This window comes from Mesorhizobium sp. M0800 (assembly GCF_040320095.1).
Classification (GTDB): Bacteria; Pseudomonadota; Alphaproteobacteria; order Rhizobiales; family Rhizobiaceae; genus Mesorhizobium.
Window position 1 is genome coordinate 174201 of the sequence record NZ_JAMYOZ010000007.1, and the last position, 20785, is coordinate 194985.

The following is a 20785-nucleotide window of genomic DNA, read 5'->3' on the forward strand; positions in this document are numbered from 1 at the left end:
TCGGCGGTCCTAAGTCGCCTTGTCAATTGTAAAGCCGCATCGACAGGCCGAGCGAGGCCGGCAGCGGATTCCACCAGCCGGTGCGCAGCCCGGCCGTGCGCAGTGCCGCCGCCGTCCAGGTGTTGCAGCCGATCAGCGCGTTGAAATGACCATTGGCTTCGAAGAACCGATCGAAGCGGGAATAGGCCGCACTCTCGATCGGGATGGCCCCGTTCGGCCCCTGCCGGAAGCTTGCCGCAACGTAATCGAGCAGCGCCGTAAACCGCTCCTCGCCGATGTCGAAGCCAGCGACGTCGCGATGCGGCTCGGCGATGTCAACGGAAATGTCGACATGCATTGCCGAGCCATCGACCGTCAGCGCCTTCATCACCGGCACCGCCTTCAGCTCCGACCAGGTCGGCGTCTCCAGATAGAAGGCGCGGCCGCCCCAGCCGAAGACGATGTAGCGGACCTCCGCCGTGTCTGCGGGAATGCCGGCATCGACCAGGAAATGGAAGCGCCGGCGCACATCGTCGTCGACCGGGATGGCGATGTCCGTGTGGATCGGATTTTGCAGCACCAGGATACGGTGGCTTGTGCCGATCGGATCGGCAACGGCCGCCGGCCAGAGCGGGCGCGGCAGCAGCGTGCCCAACGCCACCGCAAGGACTGCTGCAACGACCAGCAGGCCAAGAAAACGGGCAAGCTTCTTCATGGGAAAGGCATAGAACAAGCAATGCTCAAGGTGAAGCCCCTCCGAAAGTTGCACAGCTGACTTAGAGCTTGACGCGTATCCTCCCCGGGAGGATATGCTCAAGCATGTCAGATCACCTCCACGCCTCGCATCCTTCCATCATCAAGCGCCTGAAGCGCGCGCAAGGCCACCTTGCGGCGGTGCTGGCGATGATCGAGGCGCATCGCCCTTGCCGTTGACCTGGCGCAGCAGCTTCATGCCGTCGAAAGGGCCATCAGCAGCGCCAAGCGCGAGCTGATCAACGATCACATCGAGCATTGCCTTACGGACAGCGTCGAAACCGGCGGCAACTCGCTGGCGGAACTCAAGCAGCTGGCGAAATATCTATGAATGCCATCGTAGCCCCCATTCTGGAATGGCTCGGGTTCGGCTCGCACGCCGCACATCATCACGGCGGTCACGGTCCGCACGGTCACAGCCATGGCGTCATCGATGCGACAATTGCCACCACCGACCGGGGCATCTGGGCAATCAAATGGTCGTTCGTGATCCTGGCCATCACCGCGGCATTGCAGATGGTCGTGGTTGCGTTGTCGGGGAGCGTGGCATTGCTGGCCGACACGATCCATAACATCGGCGATGCGACCACGGCGATCCCGCTATGGATTGCGTTCGTGCTGGCGCGGCGCAAGCCGTCGCGGATCTTCACGTATGGCTTGGGCCGGGTCGAGGATCTGGCCGGCATCATCATCGTGCTCATCATCCTGTTCAGCGCTGTAGTCGCTGCCTACCAAGCCATCGACAGGCTGATCAATCCACAAGTGGTGACACACCTGGGCTGGCTGACTGCGGCGGGCATTGTCGGCTTCCTCGGCAACGAGGCGGTTGCCGTGTTCCGTATCCGCGTCGGTCGCGAAATCAACAGCGCGGCACTGATTGCCGACGGCTACCACGCCCGCACAGATGGACTTACCAGCCTTGCCGTGGTCATCGGAGCCATCGGCGTTTGGTTCGGCTTTTCCTTGGCCGATCCGATCGTCGGTCTGCTGATCACGATTGCGATCTTCGGTATCGTCTGGCAATCGGCCCGCTCGGTGCTGACCCGCATGCTGGATGGAATCGAACCCGGTGTGATGGACGAAATCCGACATGCCGCCGAGCATGTTCCGGGCGCGCGCATTGTCGATGCCAAGGCGCGCTGGATCGGTCATAGATTGCACGCCGACATCGCAATTGCCGCGGACGAAACCCTGCCGCTGTCGGCGGCGAACAAGATCGCCGCAGCGCTGAAGGACGAACTATCCCAGCATATGCCGGCCCTGGCTGAGGCGAATGTGCGGTTTTCAACAGAACGTGGAGAGAACGACTCCTCACGAGCACACGCATGACCACGGCCACATGCACTGACGCTCGCCGATTTTCTGCTAGTCTCGTCCGATGTTCCAGACGCTCGTCGAATTTCAGCGCACGATCTATCTGACGCTCGGCGAACAGATCAAGCTGCTTGCGGCCGGAGGCAATTGGCTGGCGTTCATGGCCTTCCTGCCGATGGGCGTCGTGTTCGGGGCTGCCCATGCGCTGACGCCGGGGCACAGCAAGGCCGTCCTGGCGACTTATCTTGCCGGTTCGGATGCGAAGGTCTCGCGTGGTCTGCTCGTATCTATCACGCTATCGTTCACGCATGTGACGATTGCCGTTCTGATTGCGGCTCTCTCGCTGCCATTGGTCTCAATAGCATTGGGCAGCGTCGGCCGCGCTCCGCTTCTGGAGCACATCAGTCGCGGGCTGCTCGGCCTCATTGGCGTCTGGATGCTCTGGCGCGCTTTGAGCCACAGCCATCACCACAGGCACGAGGGCGAGGCTGTCGGCGTCATGGCAGGCCTGATCCCATGTCCGCTTACGCTTTTCGCGATGACTTTCGCGATGTCCAGGGGTGTTCCGGCAGCGGGCGTCCTGTTTGCCATCACCATGATGGTCGGCGTGGCGCTGACGCTGTCCTGCGTCGCCGTGTTGTCGATCGTGTTTCGGGAACGGCTTGTACAGTTTTTCGCGCGCCAGCCACGGCTGTTCGAAAGCATCTCCCGGGCCATCGAGGGCGGCGCCGGTCTCGCCCTTGCCGGCGTCGCTGTCTGGCAGATCACCTCAGCTTGAGAGAAAATTTGGCCCCAGCCACGGCATGGCGTCCGGGCCGGTGCACCGGCTGGAACGAGCCTAGGCGACGCCGGTCATGTCACATCGATCACGACCATCAGCCCGCCGCCGCCCTTCTCCTCGACATTGTTGTTCGTGGTGTGATGCGGGATGTGGCAATGGATCAGCCATTTGCCCGGACGCTGCGCCTTCCAGATCACGTCGTAGCGCTGACCCGGCCCGACGTTGATCGTATCGGCAAGGAAACGACCCGAAGCGGGGACCGTCTCGCCGTCGCGGGCAACGACCTCGAACGGTCCGCCATGGATATGCATCGGATGGATGAAGCCGTTGTTGGTGCCGATGAACCGCACCTTGAGCGTCTCGCCGACCTTCATCGGGATCGTCTCGGTCGAGGGATAGGCCTTGCCGTTGATGGTGAAGAAATTCGGCATGCCGCCGTCCATCGGCATCGACGGGTAGGTCAGCCCTTCCCGCACCAGCCATTCCTGAAGCTGGATCACGTAATCATGGTCGGCCGCGACCTCGTCGGCGGGATTGGCGGGATCGATGATCAGCGCACCGTAGAGGCCGAGCGCCTGGGTCCGGTCCGGCTTGGCATGGGGGTGGTAGAAATAGGTTCCGCGCTGGGTTGCGGTGAATTCGTATGAATAGGATTGGCCGGGCTCGATCGGCGCCTGGGTGACCTCGGCCGGCCCATCCATCTGGTTCGGCAGGATCAAGCCATGCCAATGCACCGTCGTTTCCTCAGGCAGGCCGTTGGTGACGTTGATCCTGACCCGATCGCCCTGGCGAATGTGAATTCGCGGGCCGGGAATCTGGCCATTATAGGCATAGGCGTCGACCGCGACGTCCGGCAGGATCTGCCAGCGGACCACTGAAGGCCTGAGCTCGAACACCTTGATGCCGTTCTCTATCCGAAACGGCAGTTCCTGGTCGCCCCTTGCCGTCAGGCCATAAGAGGCGGCCACGAGGCGTGGATCGGTAGCGGCCATGTCGCGCATCGTATCAGCCGGCGTGTCGCGATCCATGATCATGCCTTGCGGCATGATCACCCCGCCGACGTCACGTGCCGACAGCGTCAGGTTCAGCCAATTCGCCGGCGCGATCATGCCGATGGCGAGCGCCAGCAGGGAGACGGCACCCAGGGCAGCCACCTGCGGCGTCGTGGCATCTGTCTCCATGTGATTGCCGCCGCCTTTGCCTTTGTGGGAAGCTATATCGTGGCGCTGTCCGCGATGGCCACTGGCGTCGGCCTGCTGCATTTGCATCTGCGCATGTTGCCTCGTTGCAGGCTGCTCTCGACCATCGATGCCGGCTGCCTGCGCGCGCTGTGTCATCAACCCATGCTTCAGCCCCCGGGCGACCAGCCAGACATTGGCCGGATAGGCAAGCGCAAGACCGGCGATGACGCCGATCGACATCACGCCCCAGAACAGCAGCTCCGTCGGTTCCATCGCGCGCATGTCGCGGCCCATCATCAGGAAGCTCATGACCGGCGCCATGCCGGCCATCATGAAGTTCATGGAGATGAACTCGGGCAGGAAGCTCTTGCGTACGTTTTCCCAATAGGTGCCGCCCATCATCGATTTCATGAACAGCGACTGGAAGATGAACAGGCCGAAGGCAAAGCCGGCGAGATATTCGACGATCAGGTCGATCCACATCGGCAGGCCGAGTGCCGCCGTGACGGCGGCGGCAAGAATGATGCCGGTGGCATCGCCGGCGACGCAGTGGATGGTGGAGCCGACGCCCTGCTTCCAGAGCGGCCGGGTGAACACCTCATGCTCGCCCGGCCGTGGCTCCTTGTCCGCGAGCACGTAAAGCAGCAAGCCGAGCGGACCCATATAGAGGGTGACCAGGATGAAGCCCCATTTCATCACCACCGGCTCGGGATTGTTGCGATATTGGTCGAAGCCGACATAAAGCGTCGAAGCCAGCGCCAGCGCGAACCAAACGACAAGAAAATAATCGATCGGTTGGATGAGCATCAGGATGAACCCTTGACCTATCGCGGCATTCGCCCACGCTGCTTGTTATACAACTCCCAATGGAAATGAACGCGGAAGGCGCGCTTATGATCCGCGCCGGCCTTAGTTACCAGGTTGCAATGTGACCACTCGAACGGCCTGAAGCACGCTTGCTATCTTCTCGCGCAGCGCACGGTCAGCGCTCGTCGAATACGCGCGAAGCCATCAAGACAGAGACCCCGGTCCGCCGGTCTTGTCCCGAACCGGCGTACAGGATCAGTGCAGGATCTGCGACAGGAACAGCTTCGTGCGCTCATGGCGCGGGTGGTCGAAGAACTCGGCCGGCGTGTTCTGCTCGACGATCTGACCCTGATCCATAAAGATCACCCGGTTGGCGACTTTGCGCGCAAAGCCCATTTCGTGGGTGACGCAGAGCATGGTCATGCCTTCCTCGGCCAGCCCGACCATCGTCTCCAGCACTTCCTTGATCATTTCCGGATCGAGAGCCGAGGTCGGCTCATCGAACAGCATGATGCGCGGGTTCATGCACAGCGAGCGGGCGATCGCCACGCGCTGTTGCTGGCCGCCGGAAAGCTGGCCGGGATATTTGTTGGCCTGTTCCGGGATCTTGACGCGCTTGAGGAAATGCATGGCGATTTCCTCGGCCTGTTTCCGCGGCATCTTGCGCACCCAGATCGGCGCCAGCGTGCAATTTTCCAGAATGGTCAGATGCGGGAACAGGTTGAAGTGCTGGAACACCATGCCGACCTCGCGGCGCACCTCGTCGATCTTCTTCAGATCGTTGGTCAGTTCCTTGCCGTCGACGATGATCTTGCCCTTCTGGTGTTCCTCCAGTCGGTTGATGCAACGGATCATCGTCGATTTGCCGGAGCCCGACGGGCCGCAGATGACGATGCGCTCGCCGCGCATCACCTTTAGATTGATGTCCTTCAGCACATGGAATTCGCCGTACCATTTGTGCATGGCGATGATGTCGATGGCGACATCGGTGGTGGAAATGTGCATCTTGGCGGCATTGACCTTGATCTCTTCCGCGCTGACGGCGTTTTCTATGGCCATGACAAGGTCCCTTTTTTAGCGTTTGTGGCCGGTGTCGAGACGGCGTTCCGTGTACATTGAATAGCGCGACATGCCGAAACAGAACAGCCAGAAGATGAAGGCCGCGAAGACCAGGCCGGATCTGGCCGTCTGCGGCGTCGCCCAATTGGCGTCGGAGAAGTTCTGCTTGACGATGCCGAGGAGGTCGAACATCGAGATGACGATGACCAGGCTGGTGTCCTTGAACATGCCGATGAAGGTGTTGACGATGCCGGGAATGACCAGCTTCAGCGCCTGCGGCATGACGACCAGACCCATCTTCTGCCAGTAGCTGAGGCCGAGCGAATCGGCGCCCTCATACTGGCCTTTGGGGATCGCCTGCAGGCCGCCGCGCACCACTTCGGCCATGTAGGCGGCGGCAAACAGCGACACGCCGATCAGCGCGCGCAGGAACTTGTCGAAGCTGACGCCGGCCGGCAGGAACAGCGGCAGCATCACGCTGGCAAAGAACAGCACCGTAATCAGCGGGATTCCGCGTACCGTCTCGATGAAGATCACGCACAGCAGCTTGACGATCGGCATGTTCGAGCGCCGGCCGAGCGCCAGCACGATGCCGACCGGCAGCGACACAGCTATGCCGACGAAAGACAGGCTGAGTGTCACCAGCAGTCCACCCCAGAGCGGGGTTTCGACATAGGGCAGGCCGAACATGCCGCCGATCAGCAGAACGAAGGCGACGACCGGCAGTGCAAAAAAGAGAAGAATGGCATTCAGCCCCTTGCGCGGTACGCGCGGAACGAGCAGCGGCACCAGCAGCGCCACGAACAGGATGGCCACCAGGATCGGGCGCCAACGCTCTTCCAGGGGATAGCGGCCGAACATGAACTGGCCGAACTTGGCGTTGACGAAAGCCCAGCAGGCGCCGGTCCAGCCGTCCGACTGGATGCCGCCCTGCGCCACGGTGGCGCAGACCGTGCGGTCCGGTCCCGTCCACTGGGCGTTGATGAAAGCCCAATTGACGATCTGCGGCAGGATCATGGCAACCAGCACGATGCCGATGATGGTCAGGATGGCGTCGCCGGTCGATGCGATCAGATTCTTGCGGACCCAGGCGGTGAGGCCGCGCTCGCTCGACGGCGCCGGCTGCGCCAGCGCCATCTCCGTCCGCACCCAGGACATATCGTGCTCTTGCATGGCCCTACCTCTCCACCAGCGCCATCCGGGCATTGACGACATTCATGATCGCCGACGTGATCAGGCTGAGCGCCAGGTACACCGCCATCATGATCACCACACCTTCGACTGCCTGCCCGGTCTGATTCAAGACCGTGCCGGCCGTCGCCGTCAGGTCCGGATAGCCGATGGCGATGGCGAGCGAGGAATTCTTGGTCAGGTTGAGATACTGGCTGGTCAGCGGCGGAATAACGATGCGCATCGCCTGCGGCACGACGACAAGCCTGAGGATCGATCCCGAGCGCAGCCCGAGTGCCGCGGCCGCCTCGGTCTGGCCTGCGCTGACGCCCCTGATGCCGGCGCGCACGATCTCGGCGATAAAGGCGGCCGTATAGCAGGACAACGCCAGATAGAGTGACAGGAACTCGGGCCTGACCTGAAAGCCACCGACGAGATTGAAGGTCGACTGCTTTGGAAATTCAAAGCTCAGCGGAAAGCCGCTCAGCGCGTAGGCCAGCAGCGGCAGGCCGACGATCAACGCCATGGATGTCCAGAACACCGGGAATGGCTGTCCCGTCGCCATCTGCCGCTGCCGCGCCTTGCGGGCGACGAACCAGGCCATGGCGATGCCGAGGAGCAGTGCGACCAGGATCAGCCAGGAGCCCTCGCCCCATACAGCGCGGGGAAAATAGAAGCCGCGCTGGTTGAGAAAGGAGCCGAACGGCAGATTGATGCTCTCGCGCGGCGGCGGCAGCACGGCAAGCACGCCGGAATACCAGAAGAAGATGACCAGCAGCGGTGGGATGTTGCGGAACACCTCGACATAAACGGTGCAGATCTTCCTGATCAGCCAGTTATGCGACAGCCGGCCGATGCCGACGATGAAACCGATGATGGTGGCGGTGATGATGCCGACGACAGCAACGATCACGGTGTTGATAAAGCCAACCAGGATGGCACGGAAATAGGTCGAATCCGATGAATAAGCGATGGCGCTTTCGCTAATGTCGAAGCCGGCGCGGCCCTTAAGAAAGCCGAAGCCGGAAGCGATGTGCAGCCGCGTCAAATTGGCGATGACGTTGTGGGTAACCCACCAGACACCCGCTACCAGCAGGACGAGGACCAGTGCTTGAAAGAATATGCCGCGGACGCGCGGATCATTGATGAAGGAACCGCGGCTTGGCTCCTCGCGAAGAACTTCCTGCGATGCCATTCGACAGTCCCCTGGAAAGAGAGACCGGAAGGCAGACGACCTGCCTTCCGGATCCATTTTCGATCAGCGGATCGGCGGAGCGTACTGCAGGCCACCCTTGGTCCACAGCGCGTTGATGCCGCGGGCGATCTTCAGCGGGCTGCCGGAGCCGACGTTGCGTTCGAACATCTCGCCGTAATTGCCGACGGCCTTGACGATGTTGACGACCCAGTCGTTGGAGACACCTAGATCGGTGCCGATCTTGGTGTCGGCTTCCTGGCCGAGCACGCGCTTGATCTCGGGATTGTCCGAGTTCTTCATCTCGTCGACATTGGCCTGGGTGATGCCCAGTTCCTCGGCGTTGAGCAGCGCGAAATAGGTCCACTTGACGATGTGGTACCACTGGTCGTCACCCTGGCGCACGGCCGGCCCAAGCGGCTCCTTGGAGATGATCTCGGGCAACACGACGTGGTCGGCCGGCGAGCTGAGCGTCAGGCGGATGCCGTAGAGACCCGACTGGTCGGTGGTGTAGACGTCGCAGCGGCCGGCGTCATACGCGGCGTTGACCTCATCCAGCTTTTCGAAAACGACGGGGTTGTACTCCATCTTGTTCGACTTGAAATAGTCGGCAAGGTTGAGCTCGGTCGTGGTGCCGCTCTGCACACACACCGCCGCGCCCGAAAGCTGCAGTGCCGAATTCACGCCCGGAAGCTTCTTGGCGTTGATCATGAAGCCCTGACCGTCATAATAGGTGACGCCGACGAAGTTCAGGCCAAGCGCCGTATCGCGGTTGATGGTCCAGGTGGTGTTGCGCGACAGGATGTCGACCTCGCCCGACTGCAGCGCGGTGAACCGCTCCTTGGCGCTGAGCGGCGTGAACTTGACTTTGGTGCCATCGCCGAAGACGGCGGCCGCCACGGCGCGGCAGAAATCCACATCGATGCCTTTCCATTCACCCTTGTCGTCAGGCGCCGCGAAGCCAGCAAGACCAGTATTGGTGCCGCACTGGATGAAGCCTTTCGCCTTGACATCGTCGAGCGTGCTCGCCGATGCGGCCGAAGCCGCGAATCCAAACGCGGCGGCGCCCAAAAGGCCGATTGCAATGTGTTTCATGACCCACAGACCCTTTTCTGTTTTTTCCAGGCGAACCTGACTTTTTCCCGTGTGAACGCAGCTAAGTATCCCGGCCCGTTACCGGAATCCCGCATCGTCACCGACGCGCTGCCTCCCATTCACGAACAACATCGAAGGCGATTATTCCTGTGAGGTCAAGGGAAATGACCAAATCCGAAAGACTTTGAAAACCAACCGCCTGAAATGCCTGAAATTGCAGACAAACGCGCTCGCAAATTGGTCAGCGCGCCAATAAAGCCGGCAAAGTCCGACCGTGAGTTGCCAAGCGCACTTGGCAGCCTTCCCGCGGATCCACGGCTCGTTGCTGAATTGGCATATTCAAGACCTTGGCCTGGCGAGTGCGGTGCGGTTGCGCGGCCAATGCCGCCGCACTATGGCTAACGACCAACCCATGGGACGAAAAGCAATGGCAAAAGACGACAGCGAGATGGGCGTCAACACGCGGCTCGCCCATTCCGGCAACAACCCGCATGACTATTTCGGCTTCGTCAATCCGCCGGTGGTGCATGCCTCGACCGTGCTCTATCCCAATGCGGCGGCGATGGCTTCACGCAGCCAGAGATACACCTACGGCACGCGCGGCACGCCGACCACCGATGCGCTGAACAGCGCGATCGATGCGCTGGAAGGTTCGGCAGGCACGGTCGCGGTACCGTCCGGCCTGGCGGCGGTGACGCTGCCGCTGCTCGCCTTCCTGTCGGCCGGCGATCATTTGCTGATCGTCGATTCCGTCTATCACCCGACCCGCAACTTCGCCGACACGATGCTGAAGCGGCTGGGCATCGAGGTCGAGTATTACGAACCGCGCATCGGCGCCGGCATCGCGGCGCTGATCAAGCCCAATACCAAGGTGATGTTCACCGAATCGCCGGCCTCCAACACTTTCGAGGTGCAGGACATACCGGCCATCGCCAAGGCAGCGCATGCCGCCGGCGCCATCGTCATGATGGACAACACCTGGGCGACGCCGCTCTACTTTCGCCCCCTCGACCATGGCGTCGACATCTCGATCCACGCGGCGACGAAATACCCGGCCGGCCATTCCGACGTGCTGCTCGGCACGGTGTCGGCCAATGCGGACTGCTGGAAGCAGCTTTTCGAGACGTTCAACACGATGGGCTGCTGCGCCGGGCCGGACGACGTCTACCAGGTGCTGCGCGGCCTGCGCACGATGGGCGTGCGGCTGGAGCATCATCAAAAGAGCGCGCTTTCCCTCGCCGGCTGGCTGGAGGGTCAGCCGGGCGTAGCGCAGGTGCTGCATCCGGGGCTGCCCAGTCATCCCGACCACGCAATGTGGAAGCGCGATTTTTGCGGATCGAGCGGCATCTTCTCGATCGTTCTCGCGGGCGGCGGACAGAAGCAGCAGCACGCCTTCCTCGACGCGTTGAAGTTTTTCGGCCTCGGCTATTCCTGGGGCGGCTATGAGAGCCTTGCCGTGCCGGTATTCCTTGGCGACCGCACCATCGCCAAGGGCCCGTATGACGGGCCGCTGGTGCGCCTGCAGATCGGGCTCGAGGACGTCGAGGATTTGAAGGCCGACCTCGCGCGGGGGCTGGCGGCGGCCGCAAAGGCCTGAGCCAGCACCTTTCCAGACTGAGTCAGGAAATCGGCCTAACGGCTGGAAAATTGCGATCCGGAGCGATGTCGGGGCGACCGACCAGCCGATGAAACGGTCTACAAAATAGAGACGGCGGCGTGGCGGAAGCGATAGAATAGCCTCTGCCAGTCCTTGACACGGATTGAGGCTGGCCGGCGGGATCGGTCGGGAACCTTTGTCGGCCGATGCATCCAATGTCGCGATGAGAAGCCTATCAGGAGATCGGCCATGCCTGCTGCGTTGACGGCAACGCCCGCCGCTTCCGGCGACATGCAGCTTGTCCGCCGCGCGCTGGCACGTGATGGCGATGCATTCCGCACCATCATCAAGACGCACAACCAAAGGCTCTACCGCATCGCCCGAGGCGTCGTGCGTAACGACAGCGAGGCCGAGGACATCGTCCAGGAGGCCTATGTCAGCGCCTTTGCCCATCTCGAGGCCTTTCGCGGCGATGCCTCGCTCGCTACGTGGCTATCGCGTATCGTCATCAACGAAGCGCTCGGTCGCTTGCGCAAAAGGCGGCGAATGGTAGCGATGCCTGAAAACCCGCAAGCCGAAATCATCCGGTTTCCCCTCAACCCGAGCGACGATCCGGAGCGGACGATGGCGCAACGGCAGATCCTTGAGCTTGTCGAACGGGCAACCGACAGTCTTCCCGATGTCTACCGGATGGTGTTCGTGGCGCGCGTCATCGAGGGATTGAGCATCGAGGAAACCGCCGAACTGCTTGGCGTGCGGCCAGAAACCATCAAGACCCGGCTGCACCGCGCCCGCGCTGGTGCGCAAGGCGCTGGACGACCAGATCGGCCCGGTGCTGCTCGACGCCTTTCCCTTCGCGGGCCGGCGCTGCGAACGGCTGACCAATGCCGTGATGCAGCGGCTTGGTCTTTCCGGATAGGCCGCGCCGATTTTCGCGGGAACGTTTGGCGGCGACCTGCATCCAATGAGCATCACTGAAAACGAAGCCCGATGCAGTTCCGCGTCGGGGCGAAGGAGAGCATCATGTTTATTCGATCGACCACGGCACTGGCCGCAGTTTTCCTGCTTAGCGCAGCGCCCTTGTCGCAAGCTGCCGACAAACCGACCGATCCGCAGATCGCACATATCGCCTACACAGCGGGCGTGCTTGACGTCGAGGCGGCCAAGCAGGCGCTGAAGAAATCGAAGAACAAGGAGGTCGTGGATTTCGCCAAGGACATGGTGCGAGATCACGAGGCGGTCAACAAACAGGCTCTCGACCTGGTCAAGAAGCTCAAGGTCACGCCTGAGGAAAATCCGACCAGCAAGGCGCTGACCAAGGCGGCGGCCGAGGAACGTGCCAAGCTTGCCAAGCTGAAGGGCGCGGCGTTCGACAAGGCCTATGTCGCCAGCGAAGTGGCCTACCACAAGCAGGTCAATGGCGCGCTCGAAACACTGCTGATTCCGTCGGCCAGCAATGCCGAGTTGAAGAGCCTGCTGGAAACCGGCTTGAAAATATTCCAGGGCCACGAACAGCACGCCGAACACGTCGCCGGCATGCTGAAGTGAGGATTGGGCCAATGATGTCGAGGCGGCATCTGTGGGTTGCGCTGGCATTGGCCTTGGGTGCCGCGCCGGCCAAGGCCGAAACCATCGAGGTGACGATCGACAAGCTTGTGTTTTCGCCGGCAAAGATCGAGGCGAAGGTCGGCGACACGATCAGGTGGGTAAACAAGGACGTGTTCGCCCACACGGCAACCGTCAACGGCGCCTGGGAATTGATGATCCTGCCGAAGAAGGCGGCGAGCCTGACGGTGAAGAAGGCGGAATCGGTCGATTATTTCTGCCGCTTCCATCCGAACATGAAGGGTCATGTGACGGTGACGTCGCCCTGACTGGCTGATGCATGCCGCGCAAAAGTGTGCAGCGGTTTGCGATAACGACATGCATAAAAAAGGGCCTAAAGCGCGCCGCATGAGGCCGGTCGAATGCGACGCGCTTTTAGGCCGCCAGCCATGCCGTCCCTACAAGAAGCGTGACCAGCGTCAACGGCAGGCCGACCTTGAAGAAGGCGATGAAGCCCAGCGGTTTGCCGGAGACCCGCGCGTGCTCGGCAACGATCAGATTGGCGACCGAGCCGAGCAGCGTGAAATTGCCGGCCAGCGTCGAGCTCATGGCGACGACTAGCCAGGCCCGCTCGGGGTTTTCCAGTCCGGGCACGAACGGCTTCAGCGCCAGCACGGCCGGGACATTGCTCATGATGTTGGATAGCACTGCGGTGAAGCCGGACAGCCGCCAGACATCATTCAGCCCGAGGTCCTTTGCCGAGGCGACGATGTCGGGCGTCAGCAGCGTCTTCTCCGCCCCGGCGACGACGATGAACAGCCCGGCGAACATGAACAGCAGCGGCCCATCGATCTCGCGATAGATGCGCTCAGGTTTGATGGCGCGGGTCAGCAACAGAATGGCGCCGCCGATCAGCGCTGCCTTGGCGACTGGAACGCCGGCGAAGAAGGCGATCGCCAAACCGACACAGACGACCACCGCCTTCAGCACCTGCCCCGGCAGCATGCGGCCGCGATAGACTTCGGGGCTGAGCTCGGCCTTGCGCGAAAATTCGGCGCGGTAGACGATGCGGATGATGACGATGACGGCGACCAGGCCGAACAGCGCGACTGGCGCCAGTGCCGCCGAGAAGGCCGGATAGGAAATCCCCGACAGCGCGCCGATGACCATGTTCTGCGGATTGCCGGTGATGGTGGCGACGCTGCCGCAATTCGAGGCCGTGGCGGTGGCGATCAGATAGGGAACCGGGTTGCGGTTGATGACGCGGGTGACATGGACGACGATCGGCGCCATGACCAGGCAGATGGCGTCGTTGACCAGGAACGCCGACAGGACGCCGGTCAACAGCGTCACCATCACCAGCAGCATGAACGGCGCATGCGCATGCTCGATGGCGAACCCGCCGAGCGCGCGAAAGGCGCCCGACACTTTCAGATGCGCCACGACGATCATCATGCCGAGCAGAAGCGTGATGGTGTCGAAGCTGATGGCGCGGTAGGCGTCCTCCATGTCGAGCGCGCCGATGGCGATCATCGCCGCACCGCCGAGCAGCGCGATCCCTGCCCGGTCGAGGCGCAGCCCGGGTATCCTGCCGATTGCAACGCCGGCATAGGTCAGGACAAGGATCAGCAATGCCGCCGCGCCCATCGCTGTCATGTGTTGGAAAATCCTGTGCGACTGGCGAGTGAACCTGTCCGGAATGGACCTGAAGATATTGGCGATCCCGACAGGATTCGAACCTGTGACCATCGGCTTAGAAGGCCGGTGCTCTATCCAGCTGAGCTACGGGACCGCTGGCCGGCCGCATGACCGGCGAATTGTGCCGGCAGGGCCGGTATGGGATCAATGCGTCCAGGGCGTCCTGCGGTCATAGCGGAAATTCTCCGCATAGGAAATCTGGCGGCGCTTGATTTCCTTCGGCTCCTCGACGCGGAAAGCCAGCCCTTCCTTCTCGGCATAGGCCACCGCCTCTTCTCTTGTGTCGAAGGTCAGCCTGATCTGGCTGCGCATGTCGCCGGACGTGGTGTAGCCCATCAGCGGATCGATCTTCTTGCGCTGCTCCGGATCGAATTCCAGCACCCAATAGCCGGTCTTGGCCTTGCCGGACTGCATCGCGGTTTTGGCTGGGCTGAAAATGCGGGCTGACATGACCACCTCATTGCTGGTTGCAAGCACACGACCCCGAGACCACATTACTGTTCTCTGGCCATGCACTAGCCCGTCATTACTGCGCAATGCCGCCGGCAGCAAGGCCGATGGTTTTTGCGCTTGCTTTGGCGGGCCGAAATCACTAGGCAACAGACCGTTCGGAGTGTAGCGCAGCCTGGTAGCGCATCTGGTTTGGGACCAGAGGGTCGGGAGTTCGAATCTCTCCACTCCGACCATTCATCAAGCAAATCTCGTCGGCAGGGCAAGCGGATCACGCTCGAGTGTGTCTCCCGTCGCCGGTCATGTTTAAGCGACGGACGGACAGCACGAGCCCGCGCTGCCCGTCCGATATCCAGCCGTCAGCCCTGGATGAAGGCCAGCAGATCCGGATTGATGATCTCCGGGTGGGTGGTGCACATGCCGTGCGGAAGGCCCTTGTAGACCTTGAGCGTGCCGTGCTTCACCAGCTTGGCCGCAAGCAGCGCGGAATCGGCGATCGGTACGATCTGGTCGTCGTCGCCATGCATGATCAGGACGGGAACCTCGATCTTCTTGAGGTCGTCAGTGAAATCGGTCTCCGAGAACGCCTTGATGCAGTCGTAATGGGCCTTGGCTCCGCCCATCATGCCCTGGCGCCACCAATTGTCGATAGCCCCTGGCGAGACCTTGGCGCCCTCGCGATTGAAACCGTAAAACGGGCCGGCCGGCACGTCCCTGTAGAACTGGGCGCGGTTGGCGACCAAAGCGGCGCGAAAGCCGTCGAAGACCTCGATCGGCAGGCCACCCGGATTGCTGTCGGTCTTGACCATGATCGGCGGCACGGCGCCGATCAGCACCGCCTTGGCAACGCGGCCGCCACCGCCATAAAGCGCGACGTAACGGGCCACCTCGCCGCCACCGGTCGAATGGCCGATGTGGATCGCGTCCCTGAGATCGAGATGCGCCGCCAGCGCCGCAACATCGGCGGCGTAGGTGTCCATCTCGTTGCCGGTCGCGGTCTGCGACGAGCGGCCGTGGCCGCGGCGGTCATGTGCGATGACGCGGTAGCCCTTTTCGAGGAAGAACAGCATCTGGTTGTCCCAGTCGTCTGAGCTCAGCGGCCAGCCGTGATGGAACACGATCGGCTGGCCCTTGCCCCAATCCTTGTAGAAAATCTCGGTGCCGTCATGGGTGGTGAATGTGCTCATCGTCCTACTCCTTGATGGAAAAGTCGGGGGGTAACAGGGAAGCTTTTAGCCCCTTCAGCTGGACAAATTATAACAGTGCGGCCAGGGTGAGCATTGGCAAAACGGACATTCAACGTGGCAAAACTGACAAATGACGGCGGCGCGTGATCTGATCGAAATCGGCCTTGTCTTGTATCCCGGTGTGCAGGAAGCAGCCGTGCTCGGCCTGACCGATCTTTTTATGCTGGCAAACCGGCTGGCTGTCGAGCGGTCGCCCGGGGCGGCGAGGCTTCGCGTCAGTCATTGGCAATTGGAAGACGCGGGCCACACCGTAGTCCGCACCTTCGACAGCGACCCCGGCGCCGACAATGAACCAGCCATGGTTATCCTCCCGCCGACCTTGGGAGATCCGATCGCTCGGGAAGCAGCCGCGCCCTATGCCGGCTGGCTCAGGGACCGTCATGCGGCAGGCGCGACCCTCGGCTCGGTCTGCGCCGGCGCCTTCGTGCTTGCCGAGACCGGCCTGTTGTCCGGTCGCGCGGCGACGACGCACTGGGCCTATCGCGACGCGCTGGCGCTACGCTTTCCAGACATCCTGCTCGACGCCGACAGGCTGGTTATCGATGATGGCGATATCATCACCGCCGGCGGCTACATGGCCTGGACCGATCTCGGCCTGAAGCTGGTGGACAGGGTGCTCGGGTCAGCCGTCATGATGGACACGGCGCGTTTCATGCTGATCGACCCGCCGGGCCGCGAGCAACGTTTTTACAGTCCGTTTGCGCCGCGGCTGACCCACGGCGACGAAGCGATTCTCAAGGTGCAGCACTGGCTGCAGGCGAACGGCGCGCGCGATGTGACGCTTGGCGCCATGGCCGATCACGCCGGGCTGGAGGAGCGGACTTTTCTGCGCAGGTTCCGCAACGCCACCGGCCTCAAGCCGACCGAATATTGCCAGCACCTGCGCGTCAGCAAGGCGCGCGAGATGCTGGAAACCACGATGCGATCGATCGACCAGATCGCCTGGGAGGTCGGCTATGACGATCCCGGCTCGTTCCGCAAGGTATTCGCCAGGATAACCGGATTGGTGCCTGGTGATTACCGCCGGCGCTTTGGCGTGGAACGAGCGGCGCTTGGGGGAGACGATCGGTCTGAAACGGTAGCGAGGCTAGAGCAATGACGGACCGACCAATCGCGACCTGCGATGAGTGCGGCAGCACGTATTTTTCCGACAGCAGCGCAATGGCCAGTCTATGTGCCGAATGCGCATCTCTGCTCTATGGATATCCAAACTGCGAACATCATTTCGAAAGCGGCCGATGCACGGCCTGCGGGTGGGACGGCTCTCAATCAAAATACGTCGCCGATATCATTTCCAGGCAAGACCGACAGCGTTGAGAATAGCGCTATCAGCTGGCGGGAAAATCACACTTCAAGGCGACTGGTCGGATCACCGCATATGGCAAGCTCGCCGGGAAGAGAACCCCAACCGCCCCATCTCCCGGCGAGCCTACTACCTGATTTGATACGCAATCAGGACCGGGATTAGCCGGCAAGCTCTTTGCTGCAAGACAGATGCCAGCTTTTGTTCCCGAAATGGGACAGTGGCGGAACTGGAATCGTCAAATCTCGAACTCGCCCTGCCCTTCGTCCATGGCGCTGACGGTCTCGGCTGCGAGGGCTCGCGTTATCGGCGTCTTGCGCTCCAGTGCCGTGCGGTCGAGCCGTTCGACCACGCGCATGGCAGTGGCCAGCGAGCGCTCGATGCGGCGCACCAGATATTGCACGACATGCGGCTCGACCTCGACCTGGCGGTCGGCGAATAGCTTTGTGATGACGCCGGCCAGCAAGAGGTCGTCGGGCTCGTGGATCTCGACGGTAGCCGCCGCCTTCAGCCGCGACGCCAGGTCGGGCAGCCTGACGCCCCAGGCGGACGGAAAGCGCCGCGCCGTCAACAGCAAGCTCGAGCCGGCGCCGCGCACCGCGTTGATCAGGTGGAACAGGCCGTGCTCGTCGATCGGTTCGGCATCGACATCGTCGATCAGGGCCGGATGCGCGCCAAGATTTTCGATGCAGTCGCCGATGCGGCCGGCCTCCACTTTCACGGCGTCGGCGCGGGTCCGCCAGATCGAGGCCAGATGGGTTTTCCCCGAGCCGGCCGGCCCGGCCAGCACAACGACCGGCGACGGCCAGTCCGGCCAGCGGTCGACAAGCGCCGCCGCCTGGCTGTTGGTGCTGGAGACGACGAGCTCGTCGCGCGAATAGCCGGTGCCGTGGCCTAGATCGAGCGGCAATTGACGCGGCGGATCGATCTTGTCCGGCATCTGGCTCAACCGCGCGCGCCCCCGCGACGCCGCACCTGCAGCGGCGGCACCGGCTCGTCGGCATGGCCCTTGTAGAGCGGCGATTCCAGATAGCGGGCGATGGCGAAACGCACCAGAACGGCAACGGCGGCGGAAGCCGGCACGGCAATCAGCAGGCCGACGAAGCCGAACAGCGCGCCGAAGGCAAACAGCGCAAACATCAGCCATACCGGATGCAGGCCAACGCTTTTGCCGACCAGCCTGGGCTGCAGGATGTTGCCCTCGATGAACTGGCCGACGAAGAACACACCGGCCACCGCCGCGATCATGGTCCAGTCCGGCCAGAACTGGACGAAGGCGACGCCGACCGCCAGCACCAGACCGGTCAGCGAGCCGACATAGGGGATGAACGAGATCAGCCCGGCGAACAGGCCGATGAGGATGCCGAAATTCAGGCCCGTCAGCGTCAGGCCGGTGGCATACATGGCGCCGAGCACCAGGCACAGCGTGCCCTGGCCGCGCACGAAACCGGCGGTCGCCGTGTTGATATCCCTGGCGATCGTCCTGACGGTCTTGACATAGTCGCGCGGCACCCAGCTGTCGACGATTGCCACCATGCGGTCCCAGTCGAGCAGCATGTAGAAGGCGACGACCGGCGTCACCACGAACAGGCTGACGACCGAGACCAGCGCCACGCCGGAGCTCCAGATCGAGGTGAAGACGGTGGTCAGGAGGCCGAAGCCGGAGGTCAGCAGCGAGTTCAGGCCTTCGCGCAGGCCGTTGGCGTCGACGCCGAATTTCTCTTCCAGCCATTTCGGGTCGAAGCTGGTGATCAGGCCCTGCAGCCGGGTCAGATAGTCCGGCAGCTTGCTGGCGAAATCAGCCATCTGCGAGGCGAGCACCGGAACCAGGATGACGACGGCCAGCACCAGGACGACAATGAAGGCGATGAGGATGACCACCGTTGCCATCAGCCTGGACAGGCCGAGCCGCTCCAGCCGGTCGGCCACAGGATCGAGGAAATAGGCGAGCACCATGCCGGCGACGAACGGCAGAAGGATGCCGCTGAAGACATAGAGGAAGACGGCGAGGATGATGGCGCTGACCAGCCAGAAGCGGATCTGCCGGCGAAACGACGCCGATGCCGCAGCCTCCGCTGCCGCGGCTTCGGCCTCGGCGTCGATGGACCGTTCGTCAGGTGCCCGGTGGTCAGGTGCCCCGCGTTCAGGTGCCGGGTGTGGAGCCTTCGCCATAGCCGCTCATATGCCTCAGCCAAGCCACGAGATAGGCCGCGGCCGAAGCCACGGTCAAGACCCCGGACAGCAATATGAGGGCCGGCCTCAGCGGATCGAGACGGATGTCGAAGGCGAGTTCGCCCAACACCACTGCCGCCAGCACGATCTGGATCGCGGTGTTGGCCTTCGACACCAGGAGCGGCTTCATCTCGACCGGATGCGCCATGACGGTGGATAAAAGCACGGCGCAGACGATCAGTGCGTCGCGCGACACCATGGTAACGACCAGCCACAGCGGCAGTTCGCCGCTGAAGCCCAGGACCACGAAAACCGAGACCAGCAGCAGCTTGTCGGCCATCGGATCGAGATAGGCGCCGAGCCTGGAAAACTGGTTGAAATGACGGGCGATGAAGCCGTCGACGCCGTCGGAAATGCCGGCAATGAGGAAGCCGGCAAAGGCCCAGTCCCAGCGTTCCTGCAGCATGGCCAGCACCACGGCCGGCACCAGCACGAAGCGCATGATCGTGATCATGTTGGGGATGGTCAAACGCATATCCCGTCGCTCTTGTTTGTCGATACATGATGGAGATGGAGGGTTACGGCAAGTGAGAAGCGACACAGAAGCTGCCAATCTCCCCACGAGGGCGCCAGCAATGAAATAGGTCAAGACCGATGTCGATTTCGGGGAGGCTCATTCGTCTCACGATAGGAAGCCGAGGAAATTTGCCCAGCGAGGAAACGGACGCGATGACAATCACCATCACAGCATTTGAACGATCGCCCGATGGCGGCAAGGGACTGGCGCGCGATACGCGCGTTCGCTGGGCGCTCGAAGAAGTGGGGCAGCCGTATGAGGTTCGTCTTGTTTCCTTCGCAGAAATGAAGGCGCCTGGCCATCTGGCCATCCATCCCTTCGGCCAGATCCCCACCTATGAGGAAGGTTCTCTCTCGCTGTTCGAAACCGGCTCGATCGTCTTTCACCTTGCTGAGCAGCATGCGGGATTGCTGCCGAAGGATCGCAATGCCCGCGCGCGTGCGATCACGTGGATGTTTGCCGCACTTAACACCGTCGAGCCGCCGATCCTCGAATTAACGACGGCAAGAATATTCGAACGTGACAAGCCTTGGAGCGAGGAGCGCTTGCCGTTGGTAAAGGACCGTGTTCGCGCTCGGCTGGACAAACTCTCGGCCCACTTGGGCGTCGCCGACTGGCTCGATGATACGTTCAGCGCAGGCGATTTATTGATGGTATCGGTGCTGCTGCGACTAAGAATGTCAGGCATTTTGGACGAATATCAAAACTTGGCTGCCTATGTAGCGCGCGGGGAAGCTCGGCCGGCTTATATCCGGGCTTTCGCCGCGCAATTTGTAATCAACGCAGAGGGGGCGTGAAGAATAGCCAGCGTTGAACTAACCAAATGGAAGCGAGCCCGAAGCGCGCTATCCTTTGGCCGTTAGGA

The 20785-nt window shown here is 62.1% G+C and carries 18 protein-coding genes, 2 tRNA genes and 3 pseudogenes; 10 read left to right on the forward strand and 13 right to left on the reverse strand.

Annotated elements, in window-relative coordinates; all coding sequences use genetic code 11:
- Window positions 1-22 precede the first annotated feature (22 nt).
- Window positions 23-694, reverse strand: a complete 672-nt coding sequence (locus NKI18_RS12180) for a TIGR02117 family protein (RefSeq protein ID WP_352616751.1) — start codon at window positions 692-694, stop codon at window positions 23-25.
- Window positions 695-798: 104 nt separating this feature from the next.
- Between NKI18_RS12180 and NKI18_RS12185 the strand changes: the two are divergent.
- The 3 genes and pseudogenes from NKI18_RS12185 to NKI18_RS12195 all read left to right on the forward strand — a co-directional run bounded on the left by NKI18_RS12185 (window position 799) and on the right by NKI18_RS12195 (window position 2824).
- A pseudogene (locus tag NKI18_RS12185) lies at window positions 799-1063 on the forward strand (metal-sensing transcriptional repressor).
- 5 nt (window positions 1064-1068) lie between these two features.
- A pseudogene (locus tag NKI18_RS12190) lies at window positions 1069-2022 on the forward strand (cation diffusion facilitator family transporter); the annotation flags it as partial.
- 88 nt (window positions 2023-2110) lie between these two features.
- Window positions 2111-2824, forward strand: coding sequence for a nickel/cobalt transporter (locus tag NKI18_RS12195; protein WP_352616749.1), 714 nt, complete (start codon window positions 2111-2113; stop codon window positions 2822-2824).
- A gap of 74 nt (window positions 2825-2898) precedes the next feature.
- On the opposite strand, the gene NKI18_RS12200 is transcribed toward NKI18_RS12195, so the two are convergent.
- The 5 genes from NKI18_RS12200 to NKI18_RS12220 all read right to left on the reverse strand — a co-directional run bounded on the left by NKI18_RS12200 (window position 2899) and on the right by NKI18_RS12220 (window position 9331).
- A complete protein-coding gene (locus NKI18_RS12200) occupies window positions 2899-4815 on the reverse strand; it encodes a multicopper oxidase domain-containing protein (RefSeq protein WP_352616747.1) in 1917 nt (638 codons plus the stop codon).
- A 255-nt stretch (window positions 4816-5070) separates the two neighbouring features.
- Entirely contained in the window at window positions 5071-5820 is a 750-nt protein-coding gene (locus tag NKI18_RS12205) for an amino acid ABC transporter ATP-binding protein (protein WP_031212005.1), read from the reverse strand.
- A 69-nt stretch (window positions 5821-5889) separates the two neighbouring features.
- On the reverse strand, window positions 5890-7047 hold the full coding sequence (locus NKI18_RS12210) for an amino acid ABC transporter permease (protein ID WP_352616744.1): 1158 nt from the start codon (window positions 7045-7047) through the stop codon (window positions 5890-5892).
- Between the two features lie 4 nt (window positions 7048-7051).
- Window positions 7052-8239, reverse strand: a complete 1188-nt coding sequence (locus NKI18_RS12215; protein WP_352616742.1) for an amino acid ABC transporter permease — start codon at window positions 8237-8239, stop codon at window positions 7052-7054.
- Window positions 8240-8302: 63 nt separating this feature from the next.
- Window positions 8303-9331: an amino acid ABC transporter substrate-binding protein gene (locus tag NKI18_RS12220; protein WP_023677635.1), complete on the reverse strand. Its 1029-nt coding sequence runs from the start codon at window positions 9329-9331 to the stop codon at window positions 8303-8305.
- Between the two features lie 427 nt (window positions 9332-9758).
- Here NKI18_RS12220 and NKI18_RS12225 point away from each other — a divergent pair, with 427 nt between their 5' ends.
- The 4 genes and pseudogenes from NKI18_RS12225 (at window position 9759) to NKI18_RS12240 (ending at window position 12802) form a co-directional block, all read left to right on the forward strand.
- Window positions 9759-10928: a cystathionine beta-lyase gene (locus NKI18_RS12225; protein WP_352616740.1), complete on the forward strand. Its 1170-nt coding sequence runs from the start codon at window positions 9759-9761 to the stop codon at window positions 10926-10928.
- 249 nt (window positions 10929-11177) lie between these two features.
- A pseudogene (locus NKI18_RS12230) lies at window positions 11178-11847 on the forward strand (RNA polymerase sigma factor).
- Window positions 11848-11951: 104 nt separating this feature from the next.
- On the forward strand, window positions 11952-12476 hold the full coding sequence (locus NKI18_RS12235; RefSeq protein ID WP_352616738.1) for a DUF4142 domain-containing protein: 525 nt from the start codon (window positions 11952-11954) through the stop codon (window positions 12474-12476).
- 14 nt (window positions 12477-12490) lie between these two features.
- The gene (locus tag NKI18_RS12240; protein ID WP_352617012.1) at window positions 12491-12802 is read left to right on the forward strand and encodes a cupredoxin domain-containing protein; all 312 of its coding nucleotides are present in this window, start codon (window positions 12491-12493) and stop codon (window positions 12800-12802) included.
- A gap of 106 nt (window positions 12803-12908) precedes the next feature.
- Here NKI18_RS12240 and NKI18_RS12245 read toward each other — a convergent pair whose 3' ends face one another.
- The 3 genes from NKI18_RS12245 to NKI18_RS12255 all read right to left on the reverse strand — a co-directional run bounded on the left by NKI18_RS12245 (window position 12909) and on the right by NKI18_RS12255 (window position 14621).
- Window positions 12909-14129: an anion transporter gene (locus tag NKI18_RS12245; RefSeq protein ID WP_352616736.1), complete on the reverse strand. Its 1221-nt coding sequence runs from the start codon at window positions 14127-14129 to the stop codon at window positions 12909-12911.
- Between the two features lie 59 nt (window positions 14130-14188).
- A tRNA-Arg gene (locus NKI18_RS12250) sits at window positions 14189-14265 on the reverse strand.
- Between the two features lie 50 nt (window positions 14266-14315).
- Entirely contained in the window at window positions 14316-14621 is a 306-nt protein-coding gene (locus NKI18_RS12255; protein WP_023677641.1) for an ETC complex I subunit, read from the reverse strand.
- Window positions 14622-14780: 159 nt separating this feature from the next.
- Here NKI18_RS12255 and NKI18_RS12260 point away from each other — a divergent pair.
- Window positions 14781-14857 (forward strand) — tRNA-Pro (locus NKI18_RS12260).
- A 123-nt stretch (window positions 14858-14980) separates the two neighbouring features.
- Here NKI18_RS12260 and NKI18_RS12265 read toward each other — a convergent pair.
- Window positions 14981-15808 carry an alpha/beta fold hydrolase gene (locus tag NKI18_RS12265; RefSeq protein ID WP_352616734.1) on the reverse strand — a complete coding sequence of 276 codons (828 nt, stop codon included), beginning with the start codon at window positions 15806-15808 and terminating at the stop codon, window positions 14981-14983.
- A gap of 130 nt (window positions 15809-15938) precedes the next feature.
- Here NKI18_RS12265 and NKI18_RS12270 point away from each other — a divergent pair, with 130 nt between their 5' ends.
- Entirely contained in the window at window positions 15939-16967 is a 1029-nt protein-coding gene (locus tag NKI18_RS12270; protein WP_352616732.1) for a GlxA family transcriptional regulator, read from the forward strand.
- Window positions 16968-17409: 442 nt separating this feature from the next.
- Here the strand turns inward: NKI18_RS12270 and hdaA are convergent, their stop codons facing one another.
- The 3 genes from hdaA to NKI18_RS12285 are packed head-to-tail and all read right to left on the reverse strand — an operon-like array spanning window position 17410 to window position 19872.
- Window positions 17410-18111 carry a DnaA regulatory inactivator HdaA gene (gene hdaA, locus NKI18_RS12275; RefSeq protein WP_352617009.1) on the reverse strand — a complete coding sequence of 234 codons (702 nt, stop codon included), beginning with the start codon at window positions 18109-18111 and terminating at the stop codon, window positions 17410-17412.
- Window positions 18112-18116: 5 nt separating this feature from the next.
- Window positions 18117-19343, reverse strand: coding sequence for an AI-2E family transporter (locus tag NKI18_RS12280; RefSeq protein WP_031212006.1), 1227 nt, complete (start codon window positions 19341-19343; stop codon window positions 18117-18119).
- Entirely contained in the window at window positions 19315-19872 is a 558-nt protein-coding gene (locus tag NKI18_RS12285) for a CDP-alcohol phosphatidyltransferase family protein (protein WP_023677645.1), read from the reverse strand. The genes NKI18_RS12280 and NKI18_RS12285 overlap by 29 nt, the downstream gene beginning before the upstream one ends.
- 200 nt (window positions 19873-20072) lie before the next feature.
- On the opposite strand from NKI18_RS12285, the gene NKI18_RS12290 reads away from it, so the two are divergent.
- The gene (locus tag NKI18_RS12290; RefSeq protein WP_352616730.1) at window positions 20073-20717 is read left to right on the forward strand and encodes a glutathione S-transferase family protein; all 645 of its coding nucleotides are present in this window, start codon (window positions 20073-20075) and stop codon (window positions 20715-20717) included.
- Window positions 20718-20785 lie beyond the last annotated feature (68 nt).

Bases quoted from the DNA above. Each gene is read 5' to 3' on its own strand.
- NKI18_RS12195 (WP_352616749.1), top strand. From the start codon at position 2,111: ATGTTCCAGACGCTCGTCGAATTTCAGCGCACGATCTATCTGACGCTC.
- NKI18_RS12200 (WP_352616747.1), bottom strand. From the start codon at position 4,815: ATGCTCATCCAACCGATCGATTATTTTCTTGTCGTTTGGTTCGCGCTG.
- NKI18_RS12180 (WP_352616751.1), bottom strand. From the start codon at position 694: ATGAAGAAGCTTGCCCGTTTTCTTGGCCTGCTGGTCGTTGCAGCAGTC.
- NKI18_RS12225 (WP_352616740.1), top strand. From the start codon at position 9,759: ATGGCAAAAGACGACAGCGAGATGGGCGTCAACACGCGGCTCGCCCAT.
- NKI18_RS12205 (WP_031212005.1), bottom strand. From the start codon at position 5,820: ATGCACATTTCCACCACCGATGTCGCCATCGACATCATCGCCATGCAC.
- NKI18_RS12215 (WP_352616742.1), bottom strand. From the start codon at position 8,239: ATGGCATCGCAGGAAGTTCTTCGCGAGGAGCCAAGCCGCGGTTCCTTC.
- NKI18_RS12240 (WP_352617012.1), top strand. From the start codon at position 12,491: ATGTCGAGGCGGCATCTGTGGGTTGCGCTGGCATTGGCCTTGGGTGCC.
- NKI18_RS12265 (WP_352616734.1), bottom strand. From the start codon at position 15,808: ATGAGCACATTCACCACCCATGACGGCACCGAGATTTTCTACAAGGAT.
- NKI18_RS12290 (WP_352616730.1), top strand. From the start codon at position 20,073: ATGACAATCACCATCACAGCATTTGAACGATCGCCCGATGGCGGCAAG.
- NKI18_RS12255 (WP_023677641.1), bottom strand. From the start codon at position 14,621: ATGTCAGCCCGCATTTTCAGCCCAGCCAAAACCGCGATGCAGTCCGGC.
- NKI18_RS12280 (WP_031212006.1), bottom strand. From the start codon at position 19,343: ATGGCGAAGGCTCCACACCCGGCACCTGAACGCGGGGCACCTGACCAC.
- NKI18_RS12210 (WP_352616744.1), bottom strand. From the start codon at position 7,047: ATGCAAGAGCACGATATGTCCTGGGTGCGGACGGAGATGGCGCTGGCG.
- NKI18_RS12270 (WP_352616732.1), top strand. From the start codon at position 15,939: ATGACGGCGGCGCGTGATCTGATCGAAATCGGCCTTGTCTTGTATCCC.
- NKI18_RS12245 (WP_352616736.1), bottom strand. From the start codon at position 14,129: ATGACAGCGATGGGCGCGGCGGCATTGCTGATCCTTGTCCTGACCTAT.
- NKI18_RS12220 (WP_023677635.1), bottom strand. From the start codon at position 9,331: ATGAAACACATTGCAATCGGCCTTTTGGGCGCCGCCGCGTTTGGATTC.
- NKI18_RS12235 (WP_352616738.1), top strand. From the start codon at position 11,952: ATGTTTATTCGATCGACCACGGCACTGGCCGCAGTTTTCCTGCTTAGC.
- hdaA (WP_352617009.1), bottom strand. From the start codon at position 18,111: ATGCCGGACAAGATCGATCCGCCGCGTCAATTGCCGCTCGATCTAGGC.